The 24517-nt window shown below is 39.8% G+C and carries 24 protein-coding genes and 1 riboswitch; of the genes, 4 read left to right on the forward strand and 20 right to left on the reverse strand.

Going from position 1 to position 24517, the window contains the following annotated elements:
* Window positions 1-599: 599 nt before the first annotated feature.
* Complete coding sequence (locus QA584_RS21075; protein ID WP_278271078.1) at window positions 600-992, forward strand: helix-turn-helix domain-containing protein; 393 nt, start codon at window positions 600-602, stop codon at window positions 990-992.
* 105 nt (window positions 993-1097) lie between these two features.
* Here the strand turns inward: QA584_RS21075 and QA584_RS21080 are convergent, their stop codons facing one another.
* The 19 genes from QA584_RS21080 to QA584_RS21170 all read right to left on the reverse strand — a co-directional run bounded on the left by QA584_RS21080 (window position 1098) and on the right by QA584_RS21170 (window position 20220).
* Complete coding sequence (locus tag QA584_RS21080) at window positions 1098-1721, reverse strand: precorrin-8X methylmutase (protein WP_278271079.1); 624 nt, start codon at window positions 1719-1721, stop codon at window positions 1098-1100.
* Window positions 1718-2245 (reverse strand): cob(I)yrinic acid a,c-diamide adenosyltransferase, encoded by a 528-nt coding sequence (locus QA584_RS21085; RefSeq protein WP_278271080.1) that lies wholly within the window; start codon window positions 2243-2245, stop codon window positions 1718-1720. Before QA584_RS21085 ends, QA584_RS21080 begins: the two co-directional genes overlap by 4 nt.
* Window positions 2242-3984, reverse strand: coding sequence for a cobyric acid synthase (locus QA584_RS21090; protein ID WP_278271081.1), 1743 nt, complete (start codon window positions 3982-3984; stop codon window positions 2242-2244). Before QA584_RS21090 ends, QA584_RS21085 begins: the two co-directional genes overlap by 4 nt.
* Window positions 3985-4205: 221 nt before the next feature.
* Window positions 4206-5267 carry a pyridoxal phosphate-dependent aminotransferase gene (locus QA584_RS21095; RefSeq protein ID WP_278271082.1) on the reverse strand — a complete coding sequence of 354 codons (1062 nt, stop codon included), beginning with the start codon at window positions 5265-5267 and terminating at the stop codon, window positions 4206-4208.
* 84 nt (window positions 5268-5351) lie between these two features.
* Window positions 5352-6335, reverse strand: a complete 984-nt coding sequence (gene cbiB, locus QA584_RS21100) for an adenosylcobinamide-phosphate synthase CbiB (RefSeq protein WP_278271083.1) — start codon at window positions 6333-6335, stop codon at window positions 5352-5354.
* A gap of 12 nt (window positions 6336-6347) precedes the next feature.
* Window positions 6348-7262: a histidine phosphatase family protein gene (locus tag QA584_RS21105; RefSeq protein ID WP_278271084.1), complete on the reverse strand. Its 915-nt coding sequence runs from the start codon at window positions 7260-7262 to the stop codon at window positions 6348-6350.
* The gene (locus QA584_RS21110; RefSeq protein WP_278271085.1) at window positions 7259-7723 is read right to left on the reverse strand and encodes a bifunctional adenosylcobinamide kinase/adenosylcobinamide-phosphate guanylyltransferase; all 465 of its coding nucleotides are present in this window, start codon (window positions 7721-7723) and stop codon (window positions 7259-7261) included. Before QA584_RS21110 ends, QA584_RS21105 begins: the two co-directional genes overlap by 4 nt.
* A 205-nt stretch (window positions 7724-7928) precedes the next feature.
* Window positions 7929-8705 carry an adenosylcobinamide-GDP ribazoletransferase gene (locus QA584_RS21115; RefSeq protein WP_278271086.1) on the reverse strand — a complete coding sequence of 259 codons (777 nt, stop codon included), beginning with the start codon at window positions 8703-8705 and terminating at the stop codon, window positions 7929-7931.
* The gene (locus QA584_RS21120) at window positions 8681-9535 is read right to left on the reverse strand and encodes a bifunctional adenosylcobinamide kinase/adenosylcobinamide-phosphate guanylyltransferase (protein WP_278275215.1); all 855 of its coding nucleotides are present in this window, start codon (window positions 9533-9535) and stop codon (window positions 8681-8683) included. The genes QA584_RS21115 and QA584_RS21120 overlap by 25 nt, the downstream gene beginning before the upstream one ends.
* Window positions 9536-9630: 95 nt before the next feature.
* On the reverse strand, window positions 9631-10728 hold the full coding sequence (gene cobT, locus QA584_RS21125) for a nicotinate-nucleotide--dimethylbenzimidazole phosphoribosyltransferase (protein ID WP_278271087.1): 1098 nt from the start codon (window positions 10726-10728) through the stop codon (window positions 9631-9633).
* A 22-nt stretch (window positions 10729-10750) separates the two neighbouring features.
* On the reverse strand, window positions 10751-12142 hold the full coding sequence (locus QA584_RS21130; protein WP_331487703.1) for a cobyrinate a,c-diamide synthase: 1392 nt from the start codon (window positions 12140-12142) through the stop codon (window positions 10751-10753).
* Window positions 12139-13338, reverse strand: coding sequence for a precorrin-6y C5,15-methyltransferase (decarboxylating) subunit CbiE (gene cbiE, locus QA584_RS21135; RefSeq protein ID WP_278271088.1), 1200 nt, complete (start codon window positions 13336-13338; stop codon window positions 12139-12141). The genes QA584_RS21130 and cbiE overlap by 4 nt, the downstream gene beginning before the upstream one ends.
* A 317-nt stretch (window positions 13339-13655) precedes the next feature.
* On the reverse strand, window positions 13656-14429 hold the full coding sequence (gene cobK, locus QA584_RS21140) for a precorrin-6A reductase (RefSeq protein WP_278271089.1): 774 nt from the start codon (window positions 14427-14429) through the stop codon (window positions 13656-13658).
* A gap of 57 nt (window positions 14430-14486) precedes the next feature.
* Window positions 14487-15236, reverse strand: coding sequence for a precorrin-3B C(17)-methyltransferase (gene cobJ, locus QA584_RS21145; protein WP_278271090.1), 750 nt, complete (start codon window positions 15234-15236; stop codon window positions 14487-14489).
* A 177-nt stretch (window positions 15237-15413) separates the two neighbouring features.
* On the reverse strand, window positions 15414-16448 hold the full coding sequence (locus QA584_RS21150) for a cobalt-precorrin 5A hydrolase (RefSeq protein WP_278271091.1): 1035 nt from the start codon (window positions 16446-16448) through the stop codon (window positions 15414-15416).
* A 150-nt stretch (window positions 16449-16598) separates the two neighbouring features.
* A complete protein-coding gene (gene cobM / locus QA584_RS21155) occupies window positions 16599-17360 on the reverse strand; it encodes a precorrin-4 C(11)-methyltransferase (protein ID WP_278271092.1) in 762 nt (253 codons plus the stop codon).
* Window positions 17361-17414: 54 nt separating this feature from the next.
* Entirely contained in the window at window positions 17415-18542 is a 1128-nt protein-coding gene (gene cbiD / locus QA584_RS21160) for a cobalt-precorrin-5B (C(1))-methyltransferase CbiD (RefSeq protein ID WP_278271093.1), read from the reverse strand.
* A 69-nt stretch (window positions 18543-18611) separates the two neighbouring features.
* Window positions 18612-19289 (reverse strand): precorrin-2 C(20)-methyltransferase, encoded by a 678-nt coding sequence (gene cobI, locus QA584_RS21165; RefSeq protein ID WP_278271094.1) that lies wholly within the window; start codon window positions 19287-19289, stop codon window positions 18612-18614.
* A gap of 31 nt (window positions 19290-19320) precedes the next feature.
* Complete coding sequence (locus QA584_RS21170) at window positions 19321-20220, reverse strand: sirohydrochlorin cobaltochelatase (protein WP_278271095.1); 900 nt, start codon at window positions 20218-20220, stop codon at window positions 19321-19323.
* Window positions 20221-20672: 452 nt separating this feature from the next.
* A riboswitch (cobalamin riboswitch) is annotated at window positions 20673-20907 on the reverse strand.
* Window positions 20908-21279: 372 nt separating this feature from the next.
* Here QA584_RS21170 and QA584_RS21175 point away from each other — a divergent pair.
* The 3 genes from QA584_RS21175 to secF all read left to right on the forward strand — a co-directional run bounded on the left by QA584_RS21175 (window position 21280) and on the right by secF (window position 24085).
* Window positions 21280-21720, forward strand: a complete 441-nt coding sequence (locus tag QA584_RS21175) for a hypothetical protein (protein ID WP_278271096.1) — start codon at window positions 21280-21282, stop codon at window positions 21718-21720.
* Between the two features lie 122 nt (window positions 21721-21842).
* Window positions 21843-23117 carry a protein translocase subunit SecD gene (gene secD, locus QA584_RS21180; RefSeq protein ID WP_278271097.1) on the forward strand — a complete coding sequence of 425 codons (1275 nt, stop codon included), beginning with the start codon at window positions 21843-21845 and terminating at the stop codon, window positions 23115-23117.
* Window positions 23114-24085, forward strand: coding sequence for a protein translocase subunit SecF (gene secF / locus QA584_RS21185; RefSeq protein ID WP_278271098.1), 972 nt, complete (start codon window positions 23114-23116; stop codon window positions 24083-24085). The genes secD and secF overlap by 4 nt, the downstream gene beginning before the upstream one ends.
* 104 nt (window positions 24086-24189) lie before the next feature.
* Here the strand turns inward: secF and QA584_RS21190 are convergent, their stop codons facing one another.
* Window positions 24190-24408 carry a hypothetical protein gene (locus tag QA584_RS21190; protein WP_278271099.1) on the reverse strand — a complete coding sequence of 73 codons (219 nt, stop codon included), beginning with the start codon at window positions 24406-24408 and terminating at the stop codon, window positions 24190-24192.
* Window positions 24409-24517: the final 109 nt, after the last annotated feature.

The raw sequence follows: 24517 nt of genomic DNA on the forward strand, positions 1-24517 counted from the left end.
TGGCACCATCCTTTCCTTTTATCCCATAATAAGCTCTGATAATAGTTCAGGCTTATCAAGGTATATCTATTATATCACACTTTATGGAAATATTATCAGTAGTTTTAAATTTTTACTATATTTATTTCTCCAGCACTCTTAGTTTTTTATCCTAAAACGCATATTAAGATAATACTTTCGTATATCTTTAGGTAAGATACTTTAATTCCGGATTTAAAGGAGTTTATATGGGCAAAACTTAGACTGGTTAAGGAATTTTGGATTTTGGATTTTGGATTTTGGATTTTGGATTTTGGATTTTGGATTTTGGATTTTGGATTTCTTCAGGATATCATGCCATATTATTATTCCGTGCAGCCAAGCGCTTTTAATTAATATTGAGGGGAGTATATATCATAATAAGCTATCTTCGCCTTACCGAATACTTAATATGGCATTCCTGATAATATAAGAGCTGAAATTAATATTTCACTCTTTTTATATTATATCCAATTTTCTTGTATTTGTCAAATATTTTCGGAATGCATCCATAATATTTTGATTGGTATTTTAATATTTTCTAATTATGGTACTATTTATGTTGAAAAGGGAGTGTTATCTTGGATATTGGTAAAAAAATCAGAGCCTTAAGATTACAAAAGAATATCGCCCAAATTGACTTAGCCGGAATTCTTGGTGTAAGTAAATCAACTATGTCCAATTATGAGCGGAATTACAGCACCCCAGATCCGGATTTAATGGTTAAGCTTGCAGACTTTTTTGGTGTCAGTATTGATTATTTATTTGACTATGAAGAAGGGCATAAATCGGAGCTTACGAAAGAATCCTCCGACTATAACCATGGCATAACCGCTGATCTAACCAAGGATGAATGTAATGTACTGAATTATTACAACCGTTTGACGGATGAACATAAAGATTTTATTAAAGGACAGATGATTCAGTTATATTTTGATCAGGTAAAGATATTAAAGGAAGATAATTCCGACTGAGCTGTTATAACTAAGAGGATTTACACTGAAAAGCCTTTATTAGAGGCAGTAGCTGTAAATCCTCTTTTTTTATGGTTTTATTATCTGTCCCTGTAGTTTATAAAATCATATCATATACAACAGTGCGTTGCAGATACAAGCTGCCACATTGCTTCCGCCTTTTCTTCCTCTGGCTACAATGTAAGGAATTCCAGCCTCCATGATTAATTCTTTGGCCTCCACTACATTAACAAAGCCTACCGGTACTCCAATAATAAGCTCCGGTATAAATTTTTCAGATTGTATTAGTTCATACAGGCGTATTAAGGCGGTAGGTGCATTGCCGATAGCAAAAATTAGTGGTTTGTTAAGTTTCGCTGCTTTTTCCATGCAAACGGCAGCCCTTGTTATTCCCCTTTCTTTCGCAGTGTCTGCTACATCTTCATCTGCCATAAAGCAGTAGACATCTCCCCCGAATCTGGAAAGAGAAGTTTTATTAATTCCAGCCTTTGCCATATTGGTATCAGTTACAATACAAGCCCCTGCTTCCAGTGCTTTTAATGCTTTTTCAATTACTCCGCCAGAAAAGCTTAAGTTATCAACATAATCAAAATCTGCTGTAGTATGAATTACCCTTTTTATTATGGGTTTTTGCAGTGGGTCCAGTTCTTTCGTCAGTTCCGCCTCAATCAGTTCAAAGCTTCGTCTTTCTATTTCTCCGGGAGATAGGATTTCTATTGGTACTTTCATAGTTCGATTCCTTTTCTTGCTCCTATATTGTTATCATAGGGATGTTTGATTTTCTTTATTTCCGATACATAGTCTGCTTTCTCCAAAAATAGAGGTGCCGGGTCCCTTCCCGTTAAGACCAGTTCCAGTTCTTCACTTTTATTCTCAACCAGATTATCAATTAATCCTTTGTCTACCAAGCCATGGTTATATGCTGGTATTATTTCATCCAATATCAGCAATCCACAGGTTTCTTTCTCAACCATATCAAGTGCTTTTTTCAGGTTTTCATTGTGCATTTTGGTAATATCTGCTTTGTCCTGATCTGTCATGGTATTAAAAAAACCAAAATCCTTTGAGTTCCGAAAGACGGTTATTCCCGGTATTAATTTCAGGCTTTTCAGCTCATTTACTGGTCTTCCTTTTAAAAATTGCAGTATGACTACCTTCATCCCGCTACCGGCAGCGCGGAGCGCTAACCCTAAGGCAGCCGTAGTCTTGCCTTTTCCATCTCCGCAGTAAATGTGTATTAACCCCTTCGTCATAGGTCCTCCTTAAGAATTCGGTAGATAAATTCCATGTCCAGGTTATTTCTGATGGTATCTGCCAGTAGATCATATTGCTGTTCTTTATAGGTTTTTAAATCAACAGCCTTAACTTGATTATAGGGAAGACCTTTTCTTTTGTAAAGAGTCTTTACAACTCCCTCCAAAAATTCTTCACTGTCAAAAATACCATGTACATATGTTCCAAAAATGTTGTTACTGTATTGACCATCGGTTTTATGGCTATTATCTGTTCTGTCTATGTCAGTATTACTGCCTTTGTCTATAGCATAGTCTTTAACAGTCTTAGTGCTCTTATCAGCATTAAATCTATTTTCAGTAATTCTATTTTCAGTATTTCTATTATCAGTATTATATCTATTTTCAGTATTATCACTGCTGTTATCATCACACTTACTGGAAGCTTTTACGATATCAACTGTTTTTACTTCTTCGTTAACCTTCTCTTCTGAGGCAGCCAACCAATCTGTTATACGAGAGAGGGATTTATCCTTGACTTTATCAGAAGCTGTGGATACTCCCATATGAATTTCATAACCTTCAATCCGACTTTTGCTTAACAGTGAAAGTTCTCCCTCTAAAGTGTTGATAAAACCAGACACCCTGGTACGGACCTTCTCTTCTTCAAATATAGTATTCATCGGAAGCAGTCCCATTCCATCCATAATACCAGAAGCTTCTACCTGATAGGGGTCACTTAAGGTCTCTCCTAACATCTGATAGCCGCCGCAGATTCCCATAATTAGTTTACCCCTGGATGCATTTTGCTTAACCGCTGCTTCCAGACCATTTTGCCTCATCCAGAGCAAGTCCTGCATCGTACTTTTCGTGCCGGGAAGGATAATCATGTCCGGATCCCGTAATTCTAAAGTATTGGTTATATAACGAAGGGTTACTCCCTCCATCTGTTCCAGGGCATTAAAATCTGTGAAATTAGATATTCTGGGGAATTTTATAATGGCTATATCTATAATACCGATATCTGTTTTTCTGTCAAAACGCTCCGACAAGCTGTCTTCCTCGTCAAGATCCAGATATACATAGGGAATGACTCCCGCAACTTCCTTACCGCATATGTCACGAAGCATTACAAGCCCCGGTTCTAATATGGACTTATCCCCCCGGAACTTGTTGATAATCATGGCTTTTATCCGCTTTTTTTCCTCTTCTTCAAGAAGCATAAGGGTTCCGGCAAGTTGGGCGAAAACACCCCCCCTGTCGATATCTCCTACCAATAATACCGGCGCATTGGCAAGTTTAGCCATGCCCATATTTACAATATCTTCGCTTTTTAAGTTAATTTCTGCAGGGCTTCCCGCTCCTTCTATTACAATAATATCATACTCTTCCTCCAGTTTATGATAGGCTTTCATAATATCTGGGATCAGGGATTTTTTGTATTTAAAATAATCGGCGGCTTTCATATTGCCCCTTACTTCTCCATTTACAATAACCTGGGAACCTACATCTGTAGTGGGCTTTAATAGTATGGGATTCATCACTACCGTGGGCTTAATGCCGCAGGCTTCTGCCTGCATTACCTGGGCACGTCCCATCTCCAGACCTTCCTCTGTAATAAAGGAATTCAAGGCCATATTCTGGGATTTAAATGGTGCCACTTTATAGCCATCCTGCTTAAAAACCCTGCAAAGCCCTGCTGCTACCAGGCTTTTACCTGCACTGGACATAGTTCCTTGTATCATAATCGCTTTTGCCATATTTCCTCCTTTCTTCTTATCAAAACTATTCAAAACTAATAAGTTCTATTTTATTTCATTTCCGATTGCCTGTATGGCTTACATTTATTTTTCTGCTTTATTTCATACACTTTGTTCTGATTTATTTCTTACTCTTCGTTCTAACTTATTTCTTACTCTTCGTTCTGATTTACTTCGTACTCTTCGTTCTGATTTATTTCTTACTCTTTGTTCTGACTTACTTACTGCTCTTTATGCCTGCATTTATATTCAGTAATTGCTTTAATTAGGATTTCATTTTCCTTATGTTTTTTTACTGCTATCCGAAAATACTCTGGTGTCAGTCCATGATAATTATCACACTGCCGTATCAGAATTCCTTTACCCAATAACCAGTCATACAAGCTTTCCCTGCATTTAAAAAACAAATAATTAGCAGCAGGTTTAAAAACCTTTAACCCCAGCTTCCTAAGGCTTTCATACAGATAGATTTTCTCTTCGCTAATCAGATCCTTTGATTTTAGCCGGTAGGACTCCTCTTTTAAAGCTTGTATTCCTGCAACCTGAGCCGGTATGGATACATTCCAGGCAGGTCCCATAGCCGACATAAGCCTTAACAGCTTTTCGCTGCTGCATAACCCGTAGCCTAGCCTTATACCGGCCATTGCATAGATCTTGGTAAATGCCTTTAAGAGAAATATTTTATCATTTCCTTCCAGATATTTTTTCACGGAATATGCTTCTGCCTCGTCTGTAAAATCAAGGAAACATTCATCCATAACCAGAAAAATATGATACTTATGACAATATTTTATTATATCTTTTAAAAGCCCAGGGGATATAAGCGCGCCGGTAGGATTATTGGGGTTGCATAAAAACAACAGATCCAGTGTCTCATTAAGTTCTTCCAGTAATCTTTCCGTTACCAGAAAGTCCTCCGCTTCTGTTAAGTAAGCGTATTCCAACTCACAGCCGACTTCCTTTAATGCCTTTTCATACTCTGAGAAAGACGGAGCTGTAACCATTGCTTTCTTCGGCTTTATTGCATAACATAACCGGAAGATCAAATCCGAAGCACCATTCCCGCAGATTATATAATTTCTGTTAATCTCCTCATAGTCACTGAGGGCAGTTATTAATCCCGTGCAGCAATTATCCGGATATAAGGAATATTCCTCCATATGTTTGATAAGGGCATCTTTTACCCCTTCAGGAAGCCCAAAAGGATTGGTATTCACAGAAAAATCCCAGGTTATTTCTTTATCATATATCTCACCGCCATGCCGGTATAACTTCTGCTCCATTATACTCCCATCCACTCCAAACTACGGAGTTTTTATGTTTTAAACTATATAATTCTTGCTAACAAGCTGGTACTTATATATCACTTATATAACTGCTGCCATTACCTTTACCACTAGTAATTTTAGAAGTATCAATACGATTACTGCCAAAAGGGATACTGCGTATAATAAACGGTTTACCCTCTTAATGTCTTCCGCCTCTATCTGTCTCGTTTCATCACCTATCGTAGGTTTTTTATGAAGTTTTCCAAAGTAATAGGCATCGCCGGCAAGTTTAAGTCCCAGGGCTCCGGCGCATACTGCTTCGGTCTGGGCAGAATTAGGACTGGAGTGATTGTGTCTATCCCTTTTATAAATCTTTGCTGCTCCCTTTTTATCAAGACCTGCCATAGGGCAGACCAGAATCATAAGCAAGGCTGCCAGCCTTGCAGGTATATAATTAACCACATCATCAAGCTTTGCAGCAATTCTGCCAAAATACAGATAAGCATCGTTTTTGTAACCAATCATGGAATCCATAGTATTTACTGCTTTATAGAAAAAACCCAGAACCGGACCGCCTATCGCAATATAAAACATTGGAGCTATGACTCCGTCAGAGGTATTCTCGGCAACAGTTTCCACTGCTGCTTTAGCCACCCCTGTCTCATCCAGTTTATCCGTATCCCTGCCCACAATCATGGACACGTTGTATCTGGCTTCTGATATATTATTATTTTTAAGTGAGTCATAAACCCTCATGCTTTCCACCTTTAGGCATTTTGTAGCCAATATTTGATAACACATAATACTTTCTGCTATAAATCCTAACCAAGGGAGATACTGATAAAGGAAATACAACATAAGGAAAGGGATTGCTGTGGATATAATAAGAACCAGAATTACCAGAATGGCTCCTCCATAAATCAGGCTGCTTGGCGTATTTTTAACATGCTTTCTAACTAATTTCTCTGTTTTACCAATCAAACTTCCAATAAATCGTATAGGATGTGGTAGCCAGTAAGGATCACCGAAAATTAAATCAAGTATATAACCTGCCGCAAATGCTGCTATAGAATAATAAATCATATTCAAGCTTCCTTAACCTCCTAACTTTCTTATGAGTTTTATGTTTTTTAAAGTTTTTTTCTGATTCTTGGTTATCTTTTTTTCGTTTATATGGTTCTCATTTATCTGATTTTCATTTTTTTGATTTTCATTTTTTTGATTCTCATTTATCTGATTTTTATTTATTTGATTATCATTTACTGAATTTATTTGATTCCCATTTATTTGATTATCATTTATTGAATTTATTTGATTCCCATTTATTTGATTTTCATCTAATTGATTCTCATCTATTGTATATTCCATCAGTTCGCATTCATAACCTTCGCCGTTACTTAGCTGCCAGTCATAAAAACCTTTTTCCGGCAGCCCGTACTTTTCCAATATAGCCATAATAGTGCCTCCATGGACAATCAGGGCAATGGCTTTATTGGCGACTTTATTATCGCTGTCTTTCGTATTGTCTTTTGAAATATGTGCCAGGCTTTCTTTCACGAGATGGTCTGTACTGCTTTTCCAACTATCCCCTTTACTAACTTTCAAATTATCTTCCACAATCTCTTTGAACGCTTCCTGACAGCGTTTTTTAAAACTTTCCGGGTCTTCACCGGAGGGAAATTTCTGTTTCCCTCCACTTTCTATCCAGTTTTTGTAGTCTTCATTTTTCGATAATTCCAGATAGTTTTTATTTTCAAAATCTCCAAAATCACATTCTGTTAAATTACTGCAAAGGATATAATCCTGGTCCGGGTAAATTAACCTGGCAGTTTCTATGCATCGTTTTAATGGACTGACATAAACGGCATCTGCTTTTGGGTACCGCTTTTTACCCACATACTCTTTCATTTTTGCAAACCCTTCGCTGCACAAAGGCTCGTCAGTTCGTCCGATATATCTCTTTTCCTTATTACCTTCTGTCATTCCGTGCCGGATTAAAATTATATTCATTTTATTGTCATCCCCAATCCGCATACAACCCTGACAACACGCTCTGAGTAAGCCGCCAGTCTGCATAAGCAGCGGCCTACGGTTTCTCTGTAAACCCTGTCTGCTTTATCCATGGGCACAATTCCATAACCCAATTCATTACAGATAATAACCGCTGATGGATTGCCGGCAATCAATTCCTCCATAACAGCTGCCAGCCTATGATGGGGTTCTGTAAAATTGCCGCTTTTCAGGTGAGGATAGGCGCTTAAGTCAACATCCGGCAGATCGCTATTTTCTTGGGCAGTCTCCAAAAGCCGTTTTATAAATACATGTAAATGATTAATTACCGGCTTTGTAAGTATCTCCTCCATAGAACAGTCTTTCCCGTCACAGATTTCTCTGCTGTCTTTTGCCAGTCCTTTTTCCCTGCATACAAAGTTCAGTTTTCCCTGGCTCATACCGCCAATATATAATTCCATATACTCGTATAATCCAATTTATTAGATGGTTATTGGATTTTCCTCTCTCCCAAAATATTCTTGGGTATTTCTTACTGTCACTGACCTATTTCAAAAAGGCCACAATACTTCTGTATTTTCAAAGCTACTGCTTTATCAGTTTTTAGGTGATAACACAGCTTTCATCTATTACTGTAATTTTTAGTTCTTTCTATGATAAATCCTATTACATTATTACCGCTGCAAAAATCACCATGGCTAATTCACATAACTGCAAGAAAAATCCCGCCAAATCTCCCGTTATACCTCCGAACTCTTTATAGGATACCCGCCTGTAATACCAAAACACGATGCCAGCTGCAAATAACAGCGTAATTCCGCCTTTTCTGTCCACATACACCATAGCACAGGCACATACCAGAATCAGGATACCTAATACTACTCCAGTAACTTTTCTGTGGGCTGATGACGAAAATGTATACAAAAGCCCTTCTTTTTTTGCTGACCGGAATAATACCAGTGATAAACCGCTAAGTGCTCTGGAAAGGATAAAGCCGAAACCAATTAACAGATATGCTCTCAGACTTCTTAGCTCTGTCAGAGCTCCGAAATACAGGATTAGATAGATGCTTAAAGAAATCACCGCAAAAGCCCCGGTATGGGGATCTTTTAAAATCTCAAGTTTCCGCTCCCTTGGCTGGTAGGAACTTCGTGCATCTGCCGTATCTGCAAATCCGTCTAAATGAATTCCCCCCGATATAAAAACAGGAATAGCCAGAGCCACCGCCGCCTGAAAGGCGCTGCCAAACCCAAGGATGTTGGATAATTGCCACCAACTGCACATAAGTCCGCCGATTACCGCACCGATAAAAGGGAAAAAAATCAGAGAATATTTCATATTTTTCTCATTCCATTCCACTCTTGGCATAGGGAGTTTGGAATAGGTGGAAAATGCTATAATCATTGATTTTAAGAGAGTCATACTATCTTTCCTTTCTGGCATACCGGTATCCCACATACCACTTCATATACACAGTCCGCTTTCATAGCAATACGGCAGTTTATTTCTCCTAACAGTTTTATGTAACGGTTGGTTTCCTCGTATATTGAACCATTATCAGAAAATACCTCATTGGAAACGATGATAACCTGCTCACATACTTGTTCTAACTGTGTAATGCCATTTATGATTTCTTCTATTATCAAACTATCCCTATCTTTAATGGCACCATCGTTATTTACATTGCTTTCTTTGTATGAATTACTTTCTTTATTCGCATTGCCTTCTTTATTTGCATTGCCTTCTTTATTTGCATTGCTTTCTTTATTCGCATTGCCTTCTTTATTTGCATTGCCTTCTTTATTTGCATTGCTTTCTTTATTCGCATTGCCTTCTTTATTTATACTGTCATCTTTATATACATTGTCATCTTTGTTCACAATACCGTCAGCCCTTACAAGACATTCAATATCTGTAATGCTGTTTTTATTCACAACTATGTCTATCTTTGCATTATCGTTTTTATGCACAAACCCGTCTTCACTATACATCTCATTCGCCAGCAGGTTTGACATGCATTCCAATAAGACAACAGGAGAATTCTTAAGCCTGATCCCCTGTAAGTCTGTATAACATTCCAAGGTCTTAAATCCTTTATCTCTGCGTTGTTCCTGATGTCGGGCAATTCTTTGAAGGCTTTCGTTATCCTGAGGCATCATTGTGGCAATATAAAGTAACTCGCTGCTCTTTTGCTTTACAGCCAGATTTTCTGCGAATTCCGATTTGCCGCTGCCGCTACCGCCGGTAATTAATAGTATCATGCTTAAACCCATTGCCAATCACAGGCTCACCTGTGATACTGCCACAACTATAACAGAGTGAAAGAATCTCACTGTGGCACCTTTCTTACTAAATTTCCTTTCACTCTTTACCTCTTTTCAGGCCATCTGGGATCGTACCGTTCATATGCCTTAACGTTAATCGCTTCAAAGGTGGAATTAAAGTGGTATACTTTTAGTATCATATCCAGCAGAGGAAATAACAAGGCGGTGCCGGTTCCTTCCCCCAGTGCCAGCTTGCCGTGTATTACCGGAGAAAGTCCCAGTTCCTCCATAATCCTTACACTGGCAGGTTCCTTGCTCATATGGGAGGGAATTATAATATTTAAGGTCTCTGCATTTAACCTTACTGCGATTAAGGCCGCCACAGAAGATATGACCCCATCAATTACAACAGGTATGCCGTACCGCAGCCCTCCAAGGAAAAGTCCCGTCATTCCGGCTATATCATAGCCACCCAGTTTTGAAAGAACCTCTATGGGGTCATTGGGGTCTGGGCGGTTAACCGCAATCGCTTCCTTGATAACCCTTATCTTTCTGGCAAGACCCTCTACCGATAAACCAGCTCCTCTGCCCGTTACTTTTTCTACAGACATTTTAAGTAAGACGCTGGCAACGGCACTGCTGGTAGTGGTATTTCCAATCCCCATCTCGCCGGTTCCGATCATTTGATACCCTTCCTCTTTTAACTCTTTTACTAAGCTGATTCCGGTTTCGATGGCGGTTTCTGCCTGAAGCCTTGTCATTGCTGGTCCTTTGGTGATATTACCGGTTCCATAACTGATCTTTTTATTATGTAACCCCTCCACCTGTAAATCCTTTGCGATTCCTATGTCCACCGGTATGACTTTAGCACCGGCGGCCATAGCCATAAGGTTAATACTAGCAATCCCTTTTGCAAAATTCTCAGCTACCACAGCCGTAACCGAACTGTCAGTCTGGGTTACCTGCTCCGCCACTACGCCGTTATCACTGCACATAATTACCACAGCTTTTTTGCCAATATCCACCTGCTCACTATTTTGAATACCAGCAATCTTAATTATGATATCTTCAAATATTCCCAAGCTCCCAATGGGCTTTGCGATACTGTCCCAATGTTTTTTACAGGCTGCCATGGCCAAAACGCTCATTTCCCAGTTCTTATTAGCTCCAGTCCACTTGTTCCTCTGCTCACCCTTTTTCATACCACCAAAGCCCTCCTTTCTATTACTTATCGTTACGCTTGGTTCGATATTGACTGCATTTATCCATAAACCGTACTGCAATAGACGGATTACCATAAAAATAAAGATGAGGAAATCCTGCGTAAAAAGTCTCTCCAGCATGGATACACTCCCACTCCCTTGTGTCATTTGGCTTCTCTGCATGAAAATCCATACCACAGTTATCGCTGTCCCAGTAATGAAACTCATGAGCTTTTATAAGCTCCTGCTTATTGGCAACTAAACTGTCCTCGTTTCCTTTTAATTGAAGGTAACCAAACCGCTGCAGTCTTTCCGTTTTAAAACATCTGCCTTTGATAAATCCTGCCATAGGGTAACTGGCTCCGTTCATATTTTCAAGACTTTCATGCAGATACATAAACCCGCCGCACTCTGCAATCGTTGGCATACCGCCATTTACTGCCGCTTTAATACTCTTTCGCATGGAAATGTTTTCTGATAGTTCTCTTGCATACAATTCCGGATACCCGCCACATAGCAAAAGTCCGTCTGTCCCTTTTGGCAGTGCCTTATCTTTTATTGGGCTAAAGGGTATCAGCTTTGCTCCAAGTTTCTTTAACAGCTCCAGATTATCCCTATAGGTAAAACAAAAGGCTTCATCTTGAGCTACCGCAAGGGTTATCCCCATTTCGTCTGCAATATTTTCTTTATCATGAACGGATATGTCTGATTCACTTACCCTTATGGGGGGCGCTTCTTCTGCTAAGGCCAGGATTTCTTGAAGGTCTATTGTTTTAGAGAGTTTGTCCGCCAGTTGGTTTAAGGTTTCCTTAAGATCTATAATTTCCTCTGCGGTAACCAGTCCAAGATGCCTGCTTTTCAGACTGAATTCCGGCAGCTCAGGTACATACCCGCAGGCTTTTACGCCCAACGCTTCTGCCAGCTCCCTGGCTTTTTCATATAATCGTTGGGGCAGCCGGTTAAAGATTACTCCTTTTATATAGCTTTCTTTTTTGTAGGTAAGAAAGCCCTTTATGATTGCCCCAAGGGAGCCGCTTATACCTTTTGCATCTATAATTAAGATAACCGGTGTTTTCGTCATCGCCGCTACGGAATAGGAACTTGCCGTATCGCTAAAACCCATTCCGTCATAATAGCCCATAACCCCTTCGATTACACTAATATCTGTGTCTTTTGAGTTGTTATATAATAGCTCACAAAGTTTTTCTTCTCCGGTAAAAAAACTGTCCAGGTTACCCGATCTGGTACCAATTACTTTACCGTGAAACATAGGATCGATATAATCCGGTCCGCACTTAAAGGCGCTTACTCCGTATCCGCTATTGATTAACAGCTGCAAAATACCGCAGGTTATGGTAGTTTTACCGGCACCGCTTTTTGTACCTGCTAACATAAACCGTTTTATCTGGTTCACCCTTTATCCCCCCAGCCGCTTATTATAAATACCGGGTTCTGTCCCATGAGCATATGGTAACTACCGGCTTCTTTTGCCTTTGAAACTGATACCTGGATTACTTCTACTTCACAAAACCCATACTCCTTCATAAGCCTTATGGCTTCCGCCAGTGTTTCCAGTGCAATGGCTGTTATTACAAGTCTCAGGGACTTATTCTTCTCAAGAAGTACTTTTATAATTCCTTCCATACTGCCTTTGCTGCCACCGATAAAAGCAGCCTCCGGCTTGTTTAAATCCATGAGGGACTCTGGTGCAGTCCCTGGTATAACTTCTATATTGCCAAGGGCAAATTTATCTCTGTTTTTCCTTATTAATTCTACGCCTTCCATATTCTGCTCTATAGCATATACCCTGCCCCTTTTCGCAAGAAAAGCCATTTCAACAGAAACCGAACCGGTACCGGCGCCAATGTCATAAACGATGGAATCCTCTTTCAGTTTTAATTTACTTATAACAATGGCACGGACTTCACTTTTAGTCATGGGAATAGCTCCACGTATAAATTGTTCATCGGGAATGCCAATCCGGTATTGGGTATCATACTTATCATTTAGGATAAAAAGAGAACATAGCGGGGCAAATTCTTTATCCTTTAATTCCTCTGCCGTCCCTGCACTGATTCTCTCTGTCTGATAGGACAGATTTTCTCCGGCATAGATGAGAACCTCACCAAGACCAGCACAGCAAAGCCTTTCGCATATGGCAGAAGTGTCCCCCGCCGTCAATACAAAGGTCTTTTTGTGCTGCTGCACTGCTAACTCCAGATTCTCCTTCCTTCCATGGAGGCTTAAAAGATACGCATCTTCCCAGGACAGCTTAAGTACTGCACTGAAATAGGACAAGGTTGATATCCCCGGAACTACCTTTACTTCATATTCAGAAAGAAGGGGCAGTAAGGTCTGGGTACCACTGTAAAAACCTGTATCACCAGACATTAAAATTCCATAGTATTCCTGTTCCGTTGCTTCAATAAATTCCTTAATTTTCACCTGATCAAAGGAAAGAAGGCATGGTTTGCCCGCTGTGTTTACTGCCTCTATCATTCGTTTTGCACCAATCAGCACCTGAGCCTTTTCGATATGATATTTTCCCTCAAGGGTCAGGGTATCGGGATTTCCCATACCTATTCCTATTATAGCAATGTGTTTCCTCATCATTTACTCCATCTGCCCTGGTCCAGATATATAAATACTGTAGTATTCTGCTGGGCTGAGTAGATTAACTTTAATCTATACCAATTCGGTTGACTAAAAGTTATCTAATGTCCTATAGTAGCTCATAATTTCACTATCTTCTGTCAAGAACTTTAAACTTCTTAGCTTATTAAATTCCGTGAATTTAAATCTACGTTTACTTTTTTGTTTTCATAAGTTTAAGTTCTATAAATTTTAATCTTGATTACTTTTTATGCTTCATGGCTTTTTTATGCTCCATAGCTTTTATACTCCATAGCTTTTATACTCCATAGCTTTTATGCTCCATGGATATTATATATTCTTGCAAGCTCTTCCATAGTTTCTTCCAGGGAATATCCCTCTTCTATCCCCGGACGCTTTATCACAATTACCTTAGCTCCTGCTCTCCCTGCTGCCTGTACTTTTTCCGAAAATCCTCCATAAGACCCAGATTCTTTGGTTACTAAAAAAGAGGCTTTGATTTCCTTTAAGAGTGCCAGATTAAACTCTTCAGAAAAGGGTCCCTGCATACAGATTAAGTTACGTCCTGAAAACCCCGCTTCCATACACTGCTTCACATTCTCATAGTCTGGAAGGATTCTGGCGGTCAGTCTCTTCGTATAATCCTTTACACCGGAAAACACACTTAAGTTTTTACTGCCGGTGGTAATAAGGGCATTCCCTTCATGGCGGTTTAAATAATCGACTGCTTCCAAAATACTGTCCACATAGATTACACCCGGGGCTGCCTGTTCGGAAATGCTTGTTCGCAGGACTCTGAGATAGGTTTTATTACAGTTTTTACAGGCCAAACGTATATTTTCCGTTACTTCACTGGCATAGGGATGAGTAGCATCAATAACCAGTTCATATGTATTATTTCGCAGTAATTCCTCCATCTGCAACCTGTCCAGTCTCCCTACTCTGATGTCTGCTGTTTCCCTGTCCGGTAAAACAGCTTCACCATAATCGGTAGCGACTGCCGCAGTTAAAGGAATTTTATGTTCCTTACAATATTCAAAAAGAAGTCTGCCTTCCGTTGTTCCTGCAAATAGAAGTATTCTGTTCATAAAATCCAGCCTTTCCTATCACTTGTACAAGTTATTAAAAATCTTACACCCTTCTCTTTAGGAATTGATTTTCACTTCACTTTTAAGATGATATCCCCTTGGTGTAACCATCTTATTGTTTCGGTTTTTGGTAGTGGAATTCCCGATAAATACAGTGGTGAACATATCTACCTCCAGGTCTTTTAATTCAGCCAGGGTAGTTATTACACTTTCTTCACCCTCCCTGCCAATATTACGAACAAAACCGCACACCGCAGCTTCACTTCGATAAGCCAGAATAATTTCGCAGGCTTTCTTTAGATAATCGTATCTTTTTTTACTGGAGGGGTTATAAAGGCAAATCACCATGTCACACATGGCGCAGCATTGCAATCTTCTCTCGATTAACTCCCAGGGGGTCAGTAAATCACTTAAGCTGATAACTGCAAAATCATGAGTAAGGGGGGCACCCAGTACGGCGCCGCCGCTAAGAGCTGCCGTTACACCGGCTATTACTTCTATTTCAAAAGGCTCATACTCCTCTGCCAATTCATAAATTAAACTGGCCAGACCATATACCCCGCTGTCTCCACTGCAGATAAGGGCAACTTTCTTACCCTCCAGGGTTTTTTCGATTGCCCACCGGCACCGGTCTTCCTCTTTTTTCATGGCAGTACTATAGAATTCTTTGTTTTTAACAAATTCCTGTACCAGTTCCACATAAACGGAATATCCGGTAATCACTTCGCACTCCTCCAAGGCATTTTTTGCCTGAAGGGTCATATATTCATATCCGCCTGGTCCAAATCCAACTATGTATAATTTCATGGTTTTCGTCCTCTCTTTTAAACCTGCCCTTATCTATTAAGTCTTACGTCTCACTTTTTAGACCTGCCCTTATCTATTAAGTCTTAACGTCTCACGTTTTAAACCTGCTCTTATCTATTAAATCTTACGTCTCACGTTATAAACCTGCCCTTATCTATTAAGTCTTACGTCCCACTTTTAAAAAGACACTTTATATTCCCTTTCATAAACAGCCAGGGTTACTCCTGAATAAAGGGTTTTGGGAATTAACTGTTTTCCAAAATTGCTCCCCAAAGAAGCACTTCTTTCGCATACATTATCCACACCTACCGTTTTTTCTACAAACTCAGAGCTATGAAACTGACCCTGAATCCGTTTAAGTTCATCCACTGAAAAAGTCATATATTCTGCCTGAAGCAGCTGGGATAATAACAGAATCCCTTTTTCCTCTTTTTTTATATCAATAGAACAGATACGAAAAATCCGGCTTTTTAAAAGCGTGTGCCTGCTGAATAAATCCTGTACCGCACTGCTAATGATTTCTGCCTCCGTATCTTTTCTACAGCCAATGCCAAGAACTATATTACGGGGAATTAAATTAAGAGTTCTGGTAAAAGGTCTTTTGGAGGCATCTTTATATACGCATATTCCAACCTCTGCTTTACACTGTGGATCCAGTTCTGGCGGTATACTTCCTTCTATGGGATATTCGCTGTAAAAGCCTACTGTCTCCTGGTTTAATACTGTCCCTGATATTACTTTTACCATAGCTAAATCATTGATAAGCAGGTTATTTTTCACTGCCCAGTTATCCACAGCAAAACTGTTATTGATATCGGTGGCGGTAGTTATCACCGGTTCGGCTCCTATTATGGAAGCTGTTTCTCTGCTTAATTCATTGGCTCCTCCAAGGTGTCCGGATAAAAGGGAGATCACATACTTTGCATCCTCCCCCGCTACTGCTACCCCGGGATCTTCTGCTTTGCTTTTAATAAAGGGGGCTATGGCTCTAACTGCAATTCCGCAGGCTCCAATAAAGATAATCCCATGGCTTTCATAAAATATTTGTTCCATTAATTCCTTTAGGCTAGAGAAGCCGCGCAAGCCGGTACCGGAAACATAGTTCTGATAAGTATAACCCTCTGCTATCCTTCCTCTGGCGGTAAATCCCTGGCATATTGTTTCATTCAGTTTCTGACCATTTTTTGTAAAGGATATGACACTTATTTTCATGGTTATATGTTTCCTTTCTATCGGCTTATAAATTTATATCCCGTTTCAGGTAATATAAACTGTGATTATGTTCAGATTCCTCCTGCAAAGAGACCGTATAAATTTTTATGTCCAATTTAATTCTTTCATCGTTTACTTTGTTTTTTATTCTTAATCCAAGAAAGAAGCCTTCCTGTATCCCGTGGTAAAGGAAGGGTCATATAATTTTGACAGTTCATAATCTGCTCCCAGAAATTCACCTACCACAATCAGCGCGGTTCTGGTAATCTGGTTCTTTTCAGCCATTTCAGGTAAGTCTTTTACAACGCCCCGGACAATACATTCATCTTCCCAGCTTGCTTTATGCACAATGGCACAGGGGGTTTGAGGTCCGTATCCGCCTTTTATGAGTTCTTCCTTTAAGTCCTTAAGGAGTCCGGTGCTTAAGAATATGACCATGGTGGCCTGATGGGAGGCTAATAGTGATATCTGTTCTTTGTCCGGTACCAGGGTCCTGCCGGGCATTCTGGTTATGATAACCGTCTGGGACACCCCCGGCAGAGTATATTCTGCCTTTAAAGCTGCCGCGGCACCAAATAAACTGCTTACCCCAGGGCAGATATCATAGGGTATTCCTTTCTCATCAAGTCTGTCCATCTGTTCTTTGATTGCTCCATAAATACTGGGGTCACCCGTATGAAGTCTGACAACTTTTTTGTTAGCTCTGCTGCCCTCAATTACTACCTCCATAACCTGGTCAAGGGTCATACGGGCACTATCATAAACCTTGCAGTCTTTTCTGGTATATTGCAGTAATTCAGGATTCACCAGAGAACCGGCATAGACTACAATATCCGCTTCACAAAGCAATTTATGTCCCCTTAATGTAATTAAATCCGCTGCACCGCAGCCAGCTCCGACGAAATGTACCATTTTATATTTCTCCTATCTTTAAACGAAAGCTCCTTTAATATTGGGCTATTTCTATTATAGTTTAATCTGATTCAATAAAAAATCTGCCTGTTCTGTCTTTCCAAGAAGTCCAAACTTATTAGAAAACACAACAGCTCCTATGGTTAGTCCGTCATAAGCCCTGATTTGCAGGTAATACTCTATCTTTTCCATAAGAATTTTCATGGTAGTTTCCAGTAATCCCTCTTCCTTTAACAATTCCAGTGCTTCCTCCACCGTTACGCACTTAAGGAGTTTTATTAAAAGCTGCGTTTCACCGCCTGCCAGCAAACAGCAGGTGCATAATATCTCCATTCTCCCATCAGCCCATTTGGAATGGGTATTCATAATTCCTGCACCAAGTTTAATTAATTTACCGATATGCCCTACCAGTAATAAGCCTTTTAGTTCAAATTCATAGGTCATGTCTATGGTTTCACCAATAAAGTTACTACATTTTATTGTCCTTTTATCCGGAAGATAAAGAACCTCTTCTGCAAAGGCTTCTCCATAATTACCGGGTGCTGCTATGAGGTATTCCTGCCCCTCAGCCTTTCGCAGTCCCATCTCTGTCCTTATGGTCTCAACCAGTGCCGCTTCACTCATTGGCTCCACAATTCCAGTGGTTCCAAGCACTGATAGACCGCCTGCAATTCCTAGCCTGGGGTTAAACGTCTTTTTGGCTAGTTCCTCTCCGCCTGGTATGGATATAATAATATCCAACCCCATTATATAATCCTCTTCTTCACAAACTTTTTTTACCTCGTCATAAATCATCTTCCTGGGGACCCGGTTAATGGCTGCCTGTCCGACTTCCTGATCCAATCCCGGTTTGGTTACCCGTCCGACACCCTTACCCCCATCAATTGTAATGTTATTTTCTGTTTTTCTTACCGTAGCAAATACTAAAATGCCGTTGGTCACATCCGCATCGTCTCCGCTGTCCTTTTGAATTCCACAGGTAACAAAATCTTTCCCCCGGGTGATATCCATAACTTCCAGCTTAAGAGGAATCCCTTTGGGAGTTGACAGCTCAATCCACTTAATCGTTTCTCCGGTTATAAGCATCCCTGCAGCTGCTTTTGCCGCTGCTGCGGCACAGGAACCTGTGGTATAACCGCATCTTAATTTCTGTGTTCCTTTATATACATAACGCTCCAGCATACTGACTCCTATTTCAATTTTTAGATGGATTTTTACATTTTGTATGGATTGCTTTCGGTAAAGTACCTTTTACTTTGCAATAATTAGGGAATAATACCCTGCTTCCTCCGGTATTTCTTCAAGGGTCTTATATATCTTTTCCCCTTCCAGTCCGCAATTCTCCACCATAGCGGCAGCTGCATTCAGGGTTTTTAACTGTTCTTTAACTTCACCTAACTTACTGCCTGTCTTCATAAGGACTTTTGTTCCAGGCAGGGTAAGAGCATCTTCTATTTTATAGGAACCAGGTATGATATGAAGCTGTTCGGCACCCTCTGCCAAGCCTTCCCTTAATTTAGCCGCCACCGCACAAAAGGAGGGGATACCATTAATTATCTCCGCTTTATATCCCTTTTGTAAAATAAGTTTATGGATGTAGATATAAGTTGAATATACCGTAGGGTCTCCAAGGGTCAGGAAAGCGGTCTTTCGTCCTCTTCTTAAGTATTCTTCTACCTTCCCAGCTCCCAAAAGATGGCTTTCTATCAGTTTCTTTTTATCCTTTGTCATGGGCATTACCACCGAGATTACCTCTTTTTCTTCCACCTCAGGCAGTGCCTGTCTTACAATATTGTAAGCAGTACAGGTAGCCTTATCTACTGTTGGAATAACAATAACATCACATTCCTTTATAATCCGCACGGCTTTTAGGGTAAGAAGCTCCGGATCCCCGGGTCCTACTCCAACGCCATATAAAATACCAGTCATAATAACTCCCTTCTGTGCAATCCTCCATCAATTAGAGGGCCTGTGCAACATGTTCTATAAATATATCCCGGATACACTGATATTCTCCAAGCCCCTTTAAGGAGCAGCTTACCTCGTAGCCTTCCTTTTCCAATACAGACTTCCAGGAGCCTTCGTCCTCTCCAGCCATATCATTGAGTGCATGGTCACCGGATACAATCATAAAAGGAACTAGTTTAATCCTTTTATATCTCTTTTTCCTTAAATTCCTTATTACATTATCAAGTGCCGGATAAGCCTCTACTGTGGCCACATAAACATCTTCGTACCCACTGTCCCGGAACATATATTCCAAAGCCGTATAACTGGTATTGGAAAAGTGAGTAGTACCATGACCCATGTATACTAAGGCTTCTTCCTCCTGCAATTCAGAAAATTCCTCTATAAGACCCTCTATTACCTTCTTAATATCCAAGGTGGCGGTAAGAAGAGGGGCACCTACCTTTACCGACTGAAACAATTCCCTGTATTTATGTACTTCCTCTGCCATAGCTTCGTTTTCAATACCATTTAATATATGGGTGGGCTGGACGATGATTTCATTCATTCCGTCTTTAAACATCTGAAGCATTGCCTCTTTTACATTCATTACAAGAAACCCGTCTCTGTCTTTTAAGATGGATATAATCATATTGCTGGTAAAAGCCCGGTATACCGCTCTGTCTGGATATGCTTTTTTAATATCTGCTTCAATCTGCACAATGGTCTTCTCCATGGTCTCCCTGTGGCTTGTACCAAAACTTACTACCAAAATTGCTTTTTTATTTTGACCTGTATCACTGTCCCTGACTGTTTCCTTCTGTTGGGTTTCTTTTTTTCTATTACTTTCTTTTGCCTGTGTTGTTTCTCTGATTTGTATTATTTCACTGCCTTGTAATGATTCTCTATACATATACGCATCTCCTGACATATTTAAAGGAACTTCAGTTAAATTCCTTAGGATGAGATAATAATGAATGTGCCTTGGCACATTCTCCGCGCCTGAGCGGGTTGCGAAGCAACTACTTCCTATCCGCGAGGTGCGCATCCTGCACGTATGGCTTTTTATTTTACAGGATGGTTCGAAGAAGTTTCCTGTGAAAGAACAAAGAGTCTGGCTCGCCAGACTCTAGCGCTGACGCACTGTCACGACAGTGACAATCTTCCTTAAGTGCGTCATGCGCATCCTGCCTGGAAGGCTTTTTTATTGCATAGGTAAGTTCGAAGAAGTTTCCTATGCAATAAAAAAAGTCCTTTTGTAAACCACTAATCTTCGATATCGAACGATTTTGGTTACAAAAAGACCAAATAAAACTCCTGGTTCCAGGAATCTTACCCTTATACACAGCCATCGCCCGTAACTGCATAACTTAATACAAAAAGGCAGGTCTTCTGACTCAGGTATCTCCATAGCAACCAAATCTTCCCGTTTATCACAGTGACTTACACAGCTAACAGCTTCCGTATATGGACAGAAACTGCTCTGCTGCCTGGTTGTTACTCTTCCTTTACAGCGGCGGGACCGTATGGGCTTTTCACCCATTTCCCTATTATCTTGTCTGCAATAATTGCTCCAAGCACCTTTTTATATAATATTGTAATTTAGAGTTTAGCATTACACGCTGTCTATGTCAACCGGTATGTCAGTCATGATGGCAAATGCAGGAAGCATCCTGATCTGCATGTGCTTTTTTTTATAGGGAAGAACTCTAATGGCACTAAAAATTTGGAGAACTACGACAAGTTTTAGTAGTATTATTAGGAGTCTTTCGGCTGTTTTTTAGCGAATTTTAGAGGTTTTTGGCACCTGAAATAAATGATAAGAAAGTTCTTTCTTTTCGAGATAGAATTTGTTATACTTTATGATGCAAATTTTAAAATTTTTTCCATGTTTTTTTGTTAAAATGTATATGCAAATATTAAAAAATGTGTTATTTTATAGTATAGATTATGATTAAAATGGGGTGAGCATGTGAGGGTGAACAGACAATGTAATAAAACGTTTATGGGCATTTTGGTTGCTTTGCTTCCAGCCTTAGTGCTGCATTTTAATTTTGGTTATTCTGAAAAGGCGGGTAGCAGTTATTCTGGTTCTGATAAGGAAGCTTTGGATTCTTTCGCCAATATTTATAAATCCATTTATTTTCTCACATATGATTCTGCAGTTGCCGGTCTTCCGGAAGAGGAAGCCGTTACCGTTCATTTTATAAGGGCTGCAACAAGATATTATCAATACCCCCAGCGATTTTTCCAAACTGATATTAGTACAGCCTTATTGCCGTTTCTGAATATAAGCCTGGTATTCTATCTGTTTTTGGATTTATTAAAGAAACAGATTAACAATATACCCGAACTTGCAGTTCACAGAGGTGGACATGCTCCTCCTACCACCCTTAAAATACAGGACTCATAAATAAATGAATATAAGATAACTAACTGCTGAAAGAAAATATTATATGAGAAAGGAAAGCCACCCTTCTTTCGGCTTTTGTGGCAGTATCGCAGTATGACCTGCGATATGCAATAGGTATATAAATGAAAAGTAAAAAACCAGTATTTTTTATAATCTTGATCATTGCCTTGCTTATGACCTATACCGCTGTTTTTGGTATTTCTATTCCAAACACGCCTATTAAAATAGCCGGAGCACCGGATATGCGTTTTGGTATTGATATAAGAGGAGGCGTTGACGCGGCATTTGAACCGGTTGGTCTCGACCGTAAGCCAACGGCGAAAGAGTTAGAAGCCGCCCGTTCCATCATTGAAACCCGTCTTGACCAAAAAAACATATTAGACCGCGATGTAACCATTGATAAAGACAACGGCTACGTTATCGTACGTTTTCCCTGGAAAGCGGATGAAAAAGACTTTAATCCCCAGGAAGCTATGGCGGAGTTAGGTGAAACGGCCCAGCTTACTTTCCAGGATGCCGAGGGCAATATATTACTGGAAGGTTCCCATGTTACAAACAGCTCTCCTGAATCAGACCGAAATACCGGACAATTTGCAGTTAGCCTTACTTTTGATGAAGAAGGAACCAAGTTATTCAGCAAAGCAACCGAAAAGCTTGTTGGTAAAGAAATCGATATTTATATGGATAAAAATTTAATACAGAGAGCTACCGTTAATGAACATATTTCAAGTGGTAAAGCGCAAATTGACCACATTAAATCTTACGATGAAGCGAAGGCTCTTGCTGATAAGATTAATGCAGGTTCCCTGCCATTTTCCATGACTACCAAGAATCACTCCACCATCAGTCCAAGCCTTGGTGCAGGTGCTCTTGATGTAATGGTTCAGGCCGGTTTTATCGCTTTTTGCTTAATCTCCGTACTCCTTATCCTTTACTACCGTCTCCCTGGTTTTGTTGCCTGCATCGCACTTTTAATCCAGGTTTCCGGTCAGATTTTAGCATTATCCATTCCTCAGATAACCCTTACCCTAACCGGTATTGCCGGTGTTATCCTGTCAATTGGTATGGGTGTTGATGCCAATGTTATTATCTCCGAACGTATTAATGAAGAAATCAAATCCGGTAAAAGTATTCCGTCTGCCATCTCTTCCGGTTTCAAAGATGCTTTTTCCTCCGTATTTGATGGTAATATCACCGTTTTAATCGTAGCCATCATATTAATGATTTTTGGTTCAGGTTCGTTACTATCCTTTGCATATTCTCTGCTTACCGGTATTTTCTTCAACTTCGTGGCAGGTGTTACAGCTTCCCGTTTGATGATCCGGTCCTTAAGCGAATTTAAAGCTTTACGTAAACCTGCGCTTTTCAAATGTAGGTCAAGGAGGGTAACATTATGACAGAGAATAACGTTATGCCAGTAAATAATAAACCTGGTAGAATTATCGAATTTTATCAAAAACGTTGGATATTCTTTACAATATCTTTAGTAATTATGCTTGTTGGTATTATTTCCGCTTTTATAAACGGTGTACATTTAGATATTCAATTTAAAGGCGGTGCCTTGTTAAAGTACTCTTATGCCGGAGACATCGATGCAGATGCAGCCGCAGATGTTGTATCCGGAATGTTAGACAGACCGGTATCCACACAGCTTACCTCTGACATTGCTACCAATGAAAAAAGACTTATTATAAGCATTGCCGGTAACTATGGTCTGGACGCAAAAGATCAGGACAAACTTGATAGTGTATTAAAAGAAAAATTTCCTGATTCAAAATTGTCCCTTTCCGAATCTTCCATGGTTGAACCATTTTTCGGTAAGAAGTTCCTGACAGACGGAATTATAGCAATCGGTCTTTCTGCTATTCTGGTTATGATTTATGTATGGATTCGTTTCAGCCGTATGGGCGGACTTTCAGCTGGTGTTATGGCCTTAGTTGCTTTATTCCATGACGTTTTGGTCGTATTTTTCACCTGTGTTATTTTTCAGATTCCCATCGGTGATTCCTTTGTTGCAGTTACTTTGAGTATTATCGGTTATTCCGTTAATGATACCATCGTAATTTATGACCGTATCCGTGAAAATACCAAACTGCATCCAAAGACACCTGTGGATACGATTACGAACCTTTCCATCTCCCAGTCCATAACCAGATCCATCAATACAAACCTGGCCGTATTATTAAGTGTCAGCCTGGTTTATATTCTGGCTCACATTAACAGCATTGACTCCATCCAAAGCTTTGCACTTCCTATGGCTGTTGGTTCCATCAGTGGTTGCTATTCTACCATCTGTATTGCAGGTCCCCTTTGGGTAATGTGGAAAAAGAGAAAGAATTCCAGTGTTGCTTTTAAAAACAGCTGACATTAAATAAAAAATATTCACGAATTATGAAATGATATAACACCCACACAGTTCAAAAGGGCTGCCGTAATTCCCATTGCGGCAGCCCTTTGCAATATAGTGGATTAGATATCTCCCAGATCATAACAAGTATTTAAAAGGTCATCAAAGTATTTTCCTTTTTCCTCTATCTCCGGGTTGATTACTAAATTATCACAATTATCAATTAATTTATTTAAATCTAGCCTTACTCTTTCCAAACTTAATAACTGAACTTTCGGTTTTGAAATTCTATTTACCATTTCCTCACTGTAAGTATTTCTTATAGAATTTGCGTTATTCATAATTTTGTCCTCCTTGTAGAAAATGAATAGTATATGATAGCCGTTTATATATACATAATACTTAGTCCTACTGACGGATTTCTGACAAAATATTCTTGGAGTTCACAGG

The sequence above is a fragment of the Anaerocolumna sp. AGMB13025 genome (assembly GCF_029689925.1).
Classification (GTDB): domain Bacteria; phylum Bacillota; class Clostridia; order Lachnospirales; family Lachnospiraceae; genus Anaerocolumna.

Coding starts and splice junctions, on each gene's coding strand:
- QA584_RS21080 (WP_278271079.1), bottom strand. CDS start 1,721: ATGAAAGTACCAATAGAAATCCTATCTCCCGGAGAAATAGAAAGACGA.
- QA584_RS21085 (WP_278271080.1), bottom strand. CDS start 2,245: ATGACGAAGGGGTTAATACACATTTACTGCGGAGATGGAAAAGGCAAG.
- QA584_RS21090 (WP_278271081.1), bottom strand. CDS start 3,984: ATGGCAAAAGCGATTATGATACAAGGAACTATGTCCAGTGCAGGTAAA.
- QA584_RS21095 (WP_278271082.1), bottom strand. CDS start 5,267: ATGGAGCAGAAGTTATACCGGCATGGCGGTGAGATATATGATAAAGAA.
- cbiB (WP_278271083.1), bottom strand. CDS start 6,335: ATGATTTATTATTCTATAGCAGCATTTGCGGCAGGTTATATACTTGAT.
- QA584_RS21105 (WP_278271084.1), bottom strand. CDS start 7,262: ATGAATATAATTTTAATCCGGCACGGAATGACAGAAGGTAATAAGGAA.
- QA584_RS21110 (WP_278271085.1), bottom strand. CDS start 7,723: ATGGAATTATATATTGGCGGTATGAGCCAGGGAAAACTGAACTTTGTA.
- QA584_RS21115 (WP_278271086.1), bottom strand. CDS start 8,705: ATGCCAGAAAGGAAAGATAGTATGACTCTCTTAAAATCAATGATTATA.
- QA584_RS21120 (WP_278275215.1), bottom strand. CDS start 9,535: ATGGGTTTAAGCATGATACTATTAATTACCGGCGGTAGCGGCAGCGGC.
- cobT (WP_278271087.1), bottom strand. CDS start 10,728: ATGAAAAAGGGTGAGCAGAGGAACAAGTGGACTGGAGCTAATAAGAAC.
- cbiE (WP_278271088.1), bottom strand. CDS start 13,338: ATGAGGAAACACATTGCTATAATAGGAATAGGTATGGGAAATCCCGAT.
- cobK (WP_278271089.1), bottom strand. CDS start 14,429: ATGAACAGAATACTTCTATTTGCAGGAACAACGGAAGGCAGACTTCTT.
- cobJ (WP_278271090.1), bottom strand. CDS start 15,236: ATGAAATTATACATAGTTGGATTTGGACCAGGCGGATATGAATATATG.
- QA584_RS21150 (WP_278271091.1), bottom strand. CDS start 16,448: ATGAAAATAAGTGTCATATCCTTTACAAAAAATGGTCAGAAACTGAAT.
- cobM (WP_278271092.1), bottom strand. CDS start 17,360: ATGGTACATTTCGTCGGAGCTGGCTGCGGTGCAGCGGATTTAATTACA.
- cbiD (WP_278271093.1), bottom strand. CDS start 18,542: ATGCTGGAGCGTTATGTATATAAAGGAACACAGAAATTAAGATGCGGT.
- cobI (WP_278271094.1), bottom strand. CDS start 19,289: ATGACTGGTATTTTATATGGCGTTGGAGTAGGACCCGGGGATCCGGAG.
- QA584_RS21170 (WP_278271095.1), bottom strand. CDS start 20,220: ATGTATAGAGAATCATTACAAGGCAGTGAAATAATACAAATCAGAGAA.
- secD (WP_278271097.1), top strand. CDS start 21,843: ATGAAAAGTAAAAAACCAGTATTTTTTATAATCTTGATCATTGCCTTG.
- secF (WP_278271098.1), top strand. CDS start 23,114: ATGACAGAGAATAACGTTATGCCAGTAAATAATAAACCTGGTAGAATT.
- QA584_RS21190 (WP_278271099.1), bottom strand. CDS start 24,408: ATGAATAACGCAAATTCTATAAGAAATACTTACAGTGAGGAAATGGTA.